This window comes from Mesotoga sp. UBA5847, assembly GCF_002432735.1.
Taxonomy (GTDB): domain Bacteria; phylum Thermotogota; class Thermotogae; order Petrotogales; family Kosmotogaceae; genus Mesotoga.
This window is the reverse complement of sequence record NZ_DJGL01000032.1, coordinates 21,893-30,770: the sequence shown is the minus strand read 5'-3', so window position 1 is coordinate 30,770 and position 8,878 is coordinate 21,893. Positions and strand designations below refer to the sequence as shown.

Annotated in this window: 8 protein-coding genes; 4 read left to right on the top strand and 4 right to left on the bottom strand. The window is 46.9% G+C overall.

Translation table 11 applies throughout. The features are described 5' to 3' along the window. The first annotated feature begins 245 nt into the window (after positions 1-245). From nagZ to B3K91_RS03520, 4 genes are read left to right on the top strand one after another with little or no spacing between them, the layout of a single operon-like run. Complete coding sequence (gene nagZ / locus B3K91_RS03535) at positions 246-1,784, top strand: beta-N-acetylhexosaminidase (RefSeq protein ID WP_102819247.1); 1,539 nt, start codon at positions 246-248, stop codon at positions 1,782-1,784. Position 1,785: 1 nt separating this feature from the next. Then, positions 1,786-2,694: an N-acetylmuramic acid 6-phosphate etherase gene (gene murQ / locus B3K91_RS03530; RefSeq protein ID WP_214061341.1), complete on the top strand. Its 909-nt coding sequence runs from the start codon at positions 1,786-1,788 to the stop codon at positions 2,692-2,694. Then, entirely contained in the window at positions 2,691-3,416 is a 726-nt protein-coding gene (locus B3K91_RS03525; RefSeq protein ID WP_214061342.1) for a GntR family transcriptional regulator, read from the top strand. Before murQ ends, B3K91_RS03525 begins: the two co-directional genes overlap by 4 nt. After that, on the top strand, positions 3,413-4,279 hold the full coding sequence (locus B3K91_RS03520; RefSeq protein ID WP_214061343.1) for a BadF/BadG/BcrA/BcrD ATPase family protein: 867 nt from the start codon (positions 3,413-3,415) through the stop codon (positions 4,277-4,279). Before B3K91_RS03525 ends, B3K91_RS03520 begins: the two co-directional genes overlap by 4 nt. Here B3K91_RS03520 and B3K91_RS03515 read toward each other — a convergent pair. From B3K91_RS03515 to B3K91_RS03500, 4 genes are all read right to left on the bottom strand, one after another. Further along, positions 4,266-5,441, bottom strand: coding sequence for an exo-beta-N-acetylmuramidase NamZ family protein (locus B3K91_RS03515; protein ID WP_292590439.1), 1,176 nt, complete (start codon positions 5,439-5,441; stop codon positions 4,266-4,268). The genes B3K91_RS03520 and B3K91_RS03515 overlap by 14 nt on opposite strands. A 10-nt stretch (positions 5,442-5,451) precedes the next feature. After that, positions 5,452-6,279 (bottom strand): carbohydrate ABC transporter permease, encoded by an 828-nt coding sequence (locus B3K91_RS03510; protein WP_099830494.1) that lies wholly within the window; start codon positions 6,277-6,279, stop codon positions 5,452-5,454. 3 nt (positions 6,280-6,282) lie between these two features. Beyond that, the gene (locus B3K91_RS03505) at positions 6,283-7,185 is read right to left on the bottom strand and encodes a carbohydrate ABC transporter permease (protein ID WP_099830495.1); all 903 of its coding nucleotides are present in this window, start codon (positions 7,183-7,185) and stop codon (positions 6,283-6,285) included. Between the two features lie 61 nt (positions 7,186-7,246). Then, positions 7,247-8,485, bottom strand: a complete 1,239-nt coding sequence (locus B3K91_RS03500; protein WP_099830496.1) for an ABC transporter substrate-binding protein — start codon at positions 8,483-8,485, stop codon at positions 7,247-7,249. Between the last annotated feature and the right edge of the window lie 393 nt (positions 8,486-8,878).

Below are 8,878 nucleotides of genomic sequence, written 5' to 3'. Positions count from 1 at the left end.
TCTTGCTCTTACCAACCCCCTACGGCTACCCCCGACCACGGTTCTCCCAACAGCAATGCTATCTCATTTTCGTTTTTCCTCCAAGTTTTTCCTAGGCTGGTTAGCTGGAACTATAGTCAACTAAGGTCGATGAGCAAGTGTATTATTGATTATGTATATTCATACTAGACAAATATACAATTGACAATACAACCAATTAGAAATTAGAATTGAGCTGTCGAAAGTGAATGAAGGAGAGTTTTCATTTGAATCTAGATGAAGCCGTTGGACGGCTGTTTCTTATTGGAATTCCCGGACCGGAAATCGATAGCGACACGGAGAAGACTCTTGTACAAGTCAAGCCCGGAGCGGTGATTCTCTTTTCGAAAAACATTGTCGATGCAGCTCAGGTTAGGGCTCTGGTAGACGAGATTGAGAGAGTACTGGGATACAAGCCCGCAATAGCTATAGATCAGGAAGGCGGAATTGTGAGCAGACTCAGGGAAGGCTTCTCTGTTTCTCCTGGCGCGATGGCAATAGCGGCAACCAATAGAGTTGAGAATTGCTTTCTTGCGGGTAGTATCATGGCCAGAGAGATGAGAGCTATCGGTGTCAACTGGAATCTTGCTCCTGTAGTTGATGTAAACTGCAATCCAAAGAACCCTGGAATTGGAGTTCGAAGCTTTGGAGATTCTCCGGAGCAGGTAATCTCTTACGCAAGGGCATTTGTTGATGCTATGAGTGAAAATGGTGTTATGAGCTGCCTTAAGCACTTCCCTGGCAAGGGAAGGGTGGACGTAGACGCTCATCTGGATCTGCCGGTACTGGATGTTCCACTCAGCACCCTTGATTCTGAAGAACTGAGGCCGTTCAAAGAAGTTCCTGCCGATTCTATAATGCCCTCTCACATATTCATGCCGCAGCTTCAAGTTAGGCGCGTTCCGGCCTCAATGTCTAGAGAGATCCTAACCGATCTCGCGAGGGATTACTTGAAGTATCAGGGTGTCTTGGTCGCTGACGATCTTGGCATGGGCGGAGTGAGCAATTACTTCAAACCCGAGGAGGCCGCGATAGAGGGTCTGAAAAACGGTATGGATTATCTTACTTACTGCCATGAACCGGAAATTCAGAGAAGAGTCAAGAAGATTCTGATAAAGGAAATTGAGAGATCTTCCGAGCTTGAAGGTCGTTTTCAGCAGTCGCTGAGCAGAGTAGAGAGATTCAGGATGAAGGCTGTCTCATCGGCGAGAGTATCGCTCGAAGGGATAGGTTCACCGGAAAGCCTTGAGACGATGCAAGAGATCTCTGACAATTCAATTACGGCCATTCTGAATGACAGGTCTCTGCTTCCTCTACCAGTAAGCGATGTCAGCACGATATTCGCGGTCAGGCTTTCCAGATTGGTCCAGGTAGAGGATGGTCCCCAGAAAGGGGTTCCTGCTGTGGCCAGAGAGATCGCACAAATAACGGACAGTCCAGTAGTTGATTTTGCACCTAATCTCACCGTTGATGAAGCGGCCAGAATAGCAGCTAGTGCCCCCGGAAAAGGCATAAAATTGGTTTTCACCGAGAACGCTCACCTGCACGATGGTCAAAGGGAGCTACTCTTTAGGCTTTCGCAGAGAACGGGAAGGATGCTTGTGATCGCTTTGAGAAACCCATACGACGCGTTTGTGAACGGTGTGAAGAACTGCATTCTAAGTTACGGCTACGAAGCCGTTTCGCAAAAGAGCATCATGAAGGTCTTGAAGGGTACGATAGTGGCCGAAGGAAAACTTCCGGTCAAGATACCGCAGGAGGTCTAGGATGAAGTTTGATAAGCTTGATACGGAGAGGTCGAATCCCAAGTCAATGAATTTGGATGAACTATCGACTTATGAAATGTTGAGGATCATGAACGAAGAGGATGCAACGGTACCTCTTTCTGTGAGAGAGGTCCTCGAAGAAATCGCTTCTGCGGTTGAACTGTGCGTCGAATCTCTTCAGTCGGGAGGAAGAATAGTCTATGCAGGGGCAGGTACCAGTGGCCGTCTAGGGGTCTTGGATGCTGCGGAGGTCGTTCCGACTTTCGGTGTTTCAAAGGAGCTATTCGTGACACTTATGGCTGGAGGACAGGAAGCTCTTGCCAACCCCGTAGAGCACGCCGAAGACAGTGTTGAACTTGGAGAGCAAGAGGCTGAGAAAGTCGCTATATCCGGAAGAGATGCTGTAATCGGGATTTCGGCTTCGGGCCGGACACCTTACGTTGAAGGAATACTGAGACACGCAAGAAAGCAGGGAGCAAGAACGATAATCATATGTAACGTAGGGAATCCTCGCCTTGCGGAGCTAGCAGATGTCACTATTGCCGTGCGAACCGGTCCGGAGGTAGTTACGGGCAGCACGAGATTGAAGGCTGGGACGGCTCAGAAGATGGTCCTGAATATGATAAGCACTATAACGATGGTCAGGGTAGGAAGGGTTTTCGGAAACTACATGATAGGCGTGAAGATTCTTAACCGAAAACTGGTCGATCGTGCAACAAGAATAATCTCGGAAATTAGCGACCTTTCTTATGAAGAGTCCGCGAAGATACTCGATGCCTCCGGCAGGGAGGTCCCTCTTGCGATTCTCATGGCACTGACGGGGCTCGGGAAGGGTCAGTGCGAGGAATCTTTGAAGCGTAACAGAGGCCATGTGCGTTCGGCTCTAAAAGAACTTGGAGAAGTGAAGTGAGAGAGGCTGGAGCTCCGGTTTACTACCGAATCTACAAAGAGCTTAAACGGCGAATAGGCAAAGGCGTTTACTCAAAGAAACTTCCTACTGAGAAGGAGCTTTGCGGCGAGTTCAAGGTAAGCAGGTTGACGCTGCGGAGAGCGCTCGACGAACTGAAGAGAGAATCCGTTATCGAGTCTTCTAAAGGTCGGGGGACCTTCATCGTCGAAGAAAAACACGAGGAAAGTATCAGTACCCTCACAGGATTTACCGAAGAAGCTGCCAGAGACAATCGTAAAGCGAAGTCGATAGTATTGAAAGACGGTCTCATCGTTCCTCCTGTAGAGATAGCAGAGCTATTCGGTATTCCCGTGGACGGTATGGTAGTGTTGCTCCAAAGAGTTAGGTATCTCGATGATGAACCGTATGGAATTGAGAGAGCCTACCTCAATCCGCTGGCAGATATAAGGATTCTCAACATAGTGAATAGGGATATGAGTGAAGAATCGCTCTACGCAATTCTGAAAAACGAGTTTTCCATTGTCCTCGATCATGCCCAGGAGAACATCGAGGTTTGCAGGTTGTCGAGAGAAGAGGCGAAGCATCTAAAAGTCAAAGAGGACAGCTACGCAATATCTAGAGAGAGACAGACATTTACCAATAAGAATCTATGTGTGGAAGTGGTCAGATCTGTTTACAGAGGGGATCGCTACAGACTAAAAGTTGTGAGGAGAGTAGAATGAGTAAGAAAATCATCGCAATGGACGGAGGCGGAACTAATCTTAGAGTCACTGCAATCTCAAGTGAAGGTAAGATAAGAAAGAACTACGGCACCGGGGTTAATATAACTGCGGTCAGCAGTAGCAATCTCATATCGATTTTCTCGTTAGTTCGCGACGACATATGGGTCCCGGATGTGATAGTCGCTGCCTTCTCCGGTGCGGGGGGCAGAACTCGCGAAGGAAAGCTCGTTCAGGCGCTGGAATCGGTTTTCAGAGGAGCTAGCATCGAAGTGATTATGGACATCGAGGGACTTTACAGAGCGGCAGTCGGCGAAGGAAGAGGTGTTGTTGTCGTTTCTGGAACCGGTTCTACTGTTTACGGTCATGACTATGCGGGAGAAGCCGTGAAGTCTGGCGGCTGGGGACACATATTCGATGACGAGGGAAGCGCCTATTGGATTTCCATGAAGCTGATCACCGCAGCGCTCAAGTATAGAGATGGATTGATTCCTCACGATCCCGTTTTCGATCGGCTTGTAGAATTCTTTGAGATGGAGAGCATAGAGGAACTTGTCAATCTTACGCTTCTGCCTGATATGAAAACGAAGATCGCCTCATTTAGCAGAGTTGCTCTAGAAGACCCTTCGGAACTGACTAAAAGAGTTGCAGATGAGGGAATAGAGATACTGGCAAAAAGGACTCTCAACGTTCTTGAGAGAACAGGTGAGGTCGATACAATCCACACATTTGGCGGCTCATTTGCCTCCGCCTATTATAACGAGAGATTCTCGGAGATGATAAACAACCACAAGACCTCACTCTTCACGGGGAACGTGGATGAGATCCTTGCAGAACAGGCATTTGAGAAACTCAATAGATCCTGAATTCTTCGATCAGACTCTCAAACTCTCTCTGTTCACCTTCCCATAAGCGGGAAAGCTCTGCTGAAGTTGCTCCCTTCAGCAACTCTTCTCTATACCTTTCTTCTCCCATTATCAGGTCGAAATGGTATCTGCCGTCCCACATCTTGTTTAGAGGGATGCTGGTCCCGTGATAATGCACATCCCAGTCAAATTTCTCTGGCCACAATCTTATTAGAGTGGCGATTATGTCTAAAGCAAGTTCCAAGGGTTTAATGGTGTTTCTATCGGCAACATAGAACTCAAGACCATTACAAGACTGGTCGTGCAACTTGAATGCCCCAGGAATGAAACTCCTCTCTCTGAAGGCAATACCGGGATGATCATGCTTTTTCAGTTCCTTATAAAGCAATGAGGAGTCAATCCATGGCGCTCCTATGTATTTGAATGGATGAACAGTGCCGCGCCCCATGGATAGGTTCGTGCCCTCGAAGAGACAGAAGCCCGAGTATAGTATCGCATGTTCAAGAGAAGGTATATTTGGAGAGGGAGTACTCCATAGATGGCCGGTCTCATCATAATACATGTCTTTGTCGTAGTTCTCCATGGGGATTACGATCAGATCTGCGCCGATGTCAAAAACCTTGTTGAAGTACTTCGCAACTTCTCCCACTGTCATACCGTACCTCAGAGCCAAACCGTAGCCACCAACGATGCTGTCCAATCTCTTCTTAATTGTTGGGCCGACGACTTTGCAGGACAGAGGATTGGGTCGATCGAGAACAACTACCTCTATTCCCCGCTTTGCACACTCTTCCATCGAATATACAAGAGAGTAGAGGTATGTATAGAAGCGAAGTCCGACATCCTGGATATCATAAACAAAGGAGTCAATTCCCGAAAGCATTTCTTCTGTAGGACGTATGACATCTCCGAAGAGCGAATAGATTGGGATGCCGTACTTAGGGTCGACCGCATTGTCTACACTTACTCCATCTGCCGCGGCTCCCGAGATTCCATGTTCGGGACCGAACAACTTCACGATGTTGAATCTGTTACTGAGCAACAGGTCAACGTTGATTCGTAAATCTCCATTTACACCGCTGGAATTGGTTAACAAACCGATCCGTTTACTCTTCAGCTGGTTTCCAGCCAGAAGACAGTCGATTCCAAGCTTCACTTTCACGCCAGACACCTCACTTTATAGCTCCCTGCGTCATACCTGTTATGAATTGCCTTGAGAACAACAAGAAGAGTATTATCGTCGGGGCCACTGCAAGAGTAAGGCCCGAGAAGAGGAGGTGCCACTGATTGACGTATTCTCCGAAGAAGATCGAGACTGCGAGAGTTATAGTTGCCTTGGATCTGTCGGTTATGAAGATCAGTGGGAAGAAGAAATCGTTCCACACATTGACGAAACTGACAATCGATACTATGGAGAGAGCCGGTTTGACCAGTGGAAGTACAATCTTCCAGTATATCTGCATCGGAGAAGCTCCATCGATTCTGGCTGCTTCAGAAAGCTCATTCGGAACCCCGTCAATGAAATTCTTGAGAAGAAAGACAGAGAAAGGGATATTTACGGAGGTGTAGATTAGAATCAGTCCAAGCAGAGAGTTCGTGAGATGAAAGTTTCTCAGTAGTATGAATATGGGGATTATTGCGAGCCTCGCCGGAAAGGCCAGACCTAGCATCGAGTAAATGAAGAGAAATCTTCTTCCCTTGAAGGTATACTTAGAAATTGCATAGGCGAACATAGAGGATACTATAACAATTCCAATTACCGAGGTTCCGGCAACAATCAGACTGTTTTTGTAGCCCGTCCCTATACCGGCCTGTTGCCAGGCCTTTGAATAGTTCTCGAACATAACCTTTGACGGAAAGGAGAAGGGTTGAAGATAGATCTCCCTCATCGACTTGAGAGAGTTCAAAATCATCATGAAAAAAGGAACAAGTATGACCAGGCAGTAGACGGCCAGAAGGAAGTAGACGATTATCTTTCCGAAAAGACTTAGCTTCAGCATGTTTCAAGCACTCCTTTGTCTCTTCTCGACAATGTATACATACAGAATCGAGACGGGCATAACTATGGTGAAGATGAAGACTGTTACCGAAGCTCCCAGTCCCATGTCGACTGCCCCGCTGCCAAGTCCTCCGAAAGCCGTCCTGTAGAAGAGAGTCCCGAGAACGTCAGTAGTTCTGTAAGGACCAGCCTGTACGCCCACAAGAGCGTATACCATGTCGAATATATTGAAACTCCATATGAAAATGAGAATTGCTAGCGTTCTGAAAGTTGAAAACGTCAGAGGGAATATTATTCTCCACGTAATCTTCCAGTTGTTGGCACCATCAATGTAAGCGGCCTCTATCAATTCAGGCGATATATCAAGTATCGCAGCGAGAATAACGAGTACATAGAACCCAAGATTTCGCCAAACATTCACCAGAATAATCGTCGTGAGAGCCGTACTTGCCTGACCCAGCCACGGCTGTGCGAATCTTCCAAGCCCTACAAGTTTTAGAAGCTGGTTAACAAGGCCTGCTTGAGGATTCAGGAAGAGCACCCACATGAATCCCACAAGAACCAGAGGTATCATATTCGGAATGTATGTGACCACTCTGAACACTCCGGCTCCCTTTATCTTGCTTGCCAGCATAAGTGCAATAAGGAATCCGAGTCCCAGCTCAAAGATTACAAGCATGATGAAGAAATAAACGTTATGTGAGAATGCATTGAACAGTTCTTTGGAAAAGCTTCCGGTAAAAAGCGTACGGAAGTTCTTTAAACCGACGAAGGTCCTCGGCCCTACACCAGACCAGCTGAAAAAGCTCAGTATGAGGCTGTCGATCAGTGGGTATATTATGAACATAGAGTACAGAATCAGGGCAGGTAAGATGAAAACAAGAAGGTATCTAAGTTTAATCTGCATCTTCGTTTCTCCTCAATGAACTCTTCCCCGCTGGCTGGCGGGGAAGAGAAGAATTAACTGATTACTTGTTCATCAAAGGCGGGTACCACTGAGAAATAGCGTCCTGAGCCATCTGAGAGAGTCCTTCGGGAGTAAGCTGCCCTGCGTAAAGAGCTTGCATTCCTGGGCTAAGAACGTCATCATAGAGAGAAGGTTTCTGTGTTGTGAATACAGAGCCTACCCAGTAAACCCATGGAGAGGCGTTGTTGTTGTAAACATCAAGAACCTCTTCTAGAAGAGGATCAGGCGGGATTTCTGCGCCAACAACGGCAGGAATATTGTAAGTGATTCCGGCGAATATCGTACCGAATTCAGGAGTGGCACAGAATTTGATGATCTCTTTTGAGTCCTCGAGATTCTTGACGTTTGATGTCAAAGCGATCGCTCCATCGAGATATGTGTAGGCGTAAGGTGTCTGGTCTTTTGTCTCCGGAGGAACCATGAAGTAGCCGACATTTAGATCGGGATTGAGATCCTTCCATGTCTGGTAGCCCCATGCTCCGTAGAACACCATTGCAGCCTGTCCAAATGCGAAAGCGGCATCCTGATCTACGGTCGAATTACCCATGAATCCATCCTGATAGTAAACTTTGAGGTCGTTAAGTTTCTTGTTGAGGTCGGTGAACTTTGGATCCAGGAAGTTCGTTTCGCCATCAGTGAGCGCCTTTATCCAGTCTGGTCCCAGAATGCTGACGCCACACATCGCATGCTGCATTGCCAGCGCCCAGGCTTCCTTTCCGTAAAGGAAGAATGGGGTGATACCGTTCTTCTTGAACACTTCAGCATTAGCGATTAGTTCGTCCCAGGTTTCAGGTTCTTCAAGTCCGAACTGGTCGTAGTAGTCCTTGTTGTAGAATATTCCGACCACCTGAACTGCGAAAGGAACTCCATAAACTTCGTCTTCCCATGTAACGGAGTTCAGCGAAGCCTGAGGGAAGTTCGACATGTCCGTGAAATCACCGATCGGAAGATAGAGCCCGTTTTCAATTAGAACCTGAGTTCTTCCTCCAGGAAGTCTTCTGGAGTAGACAATATCTGGACCTTCACCGGTCTGCAGAGCGAGAGCTACCTTTGAATCGTATTCCGTCGGAGCAAAGGCTGTGAATTCGATCGTTATGTTGAGTCCCTGACTCCTGAGTGCGGCCTCAACATCTCTCCAGACCTGAGCATCTTGTGTCCGCCAGCTCCAGATCGTTACCTTACCGGCAAACGCACTAACTACGAGAATCGCAATTAAAGCGACTAGCAAGAATTTCTTCATCTTTCGCCTCCTAACAAATTAAAGTGAGAACACATTACTTGTTATGCTATCGTGAATCTATTGAGTGACACATACAACGCATAGATAAACCATTCTGTCTTGTCAGCAAGAGGGACATCCCGGATCGGCGAATGATATTGTTAGTATGATTATACAATATATGTCTAAGCGAAAAAAACAGTAATTAGCATTGAACAGGCACGATCATTGGAGCTCAATGCTAAAAATTGGCGTTAGGCATTCCTCAATGAAAGAAGATGGGTGTAATTACTTTCGTTGTTCTCTATTACCTAAACATTGACTACGAAAGGACGAACAGATCGTGAGCGTTTGGAGGAAGTTTGAAGAGCAAGTTTGGCGTTTTCGACTGCTCTATCGGTAAGCACATAGTTC

Coding starts and splice junctions, on each gene's coding strand:
- B3K91_RS03510 (WP_099830494.1), bottom strand. CDS start 6,279: ATGCTGAAGCTAAGTCTTTTCGGAAAGATAATCGTCTACTTCCTTCTG.
- B3K91_RS03505 (WP_099830495.1), bottom strand. CDS start 7,185: ATGCAGATTAAACTTAGATACCTTCTTGTTTTCATCTTACCTGCCCTG.
- murQ (WP_214061341.1), top strand. CDS start 1,786: ATGAAGTTTGATAAGCTTGATACGGAGAGGTCGAATCCCAAGTCAATG.
- B3K91_RS03520 (WP_214061343.1), top strand. CDS start 3,413: ATGAGTAAGAAAATCATCGCAATGGACGGAGGCGGAACTAATCTTAGA.
- B3K91_RS03500 (WP_099830496.1), bottom strand. CDS start 8,485: ATGAAGAAATTCTTGCTAGTCGCTTTAATTGCGATTCTCGTAGTTAGT.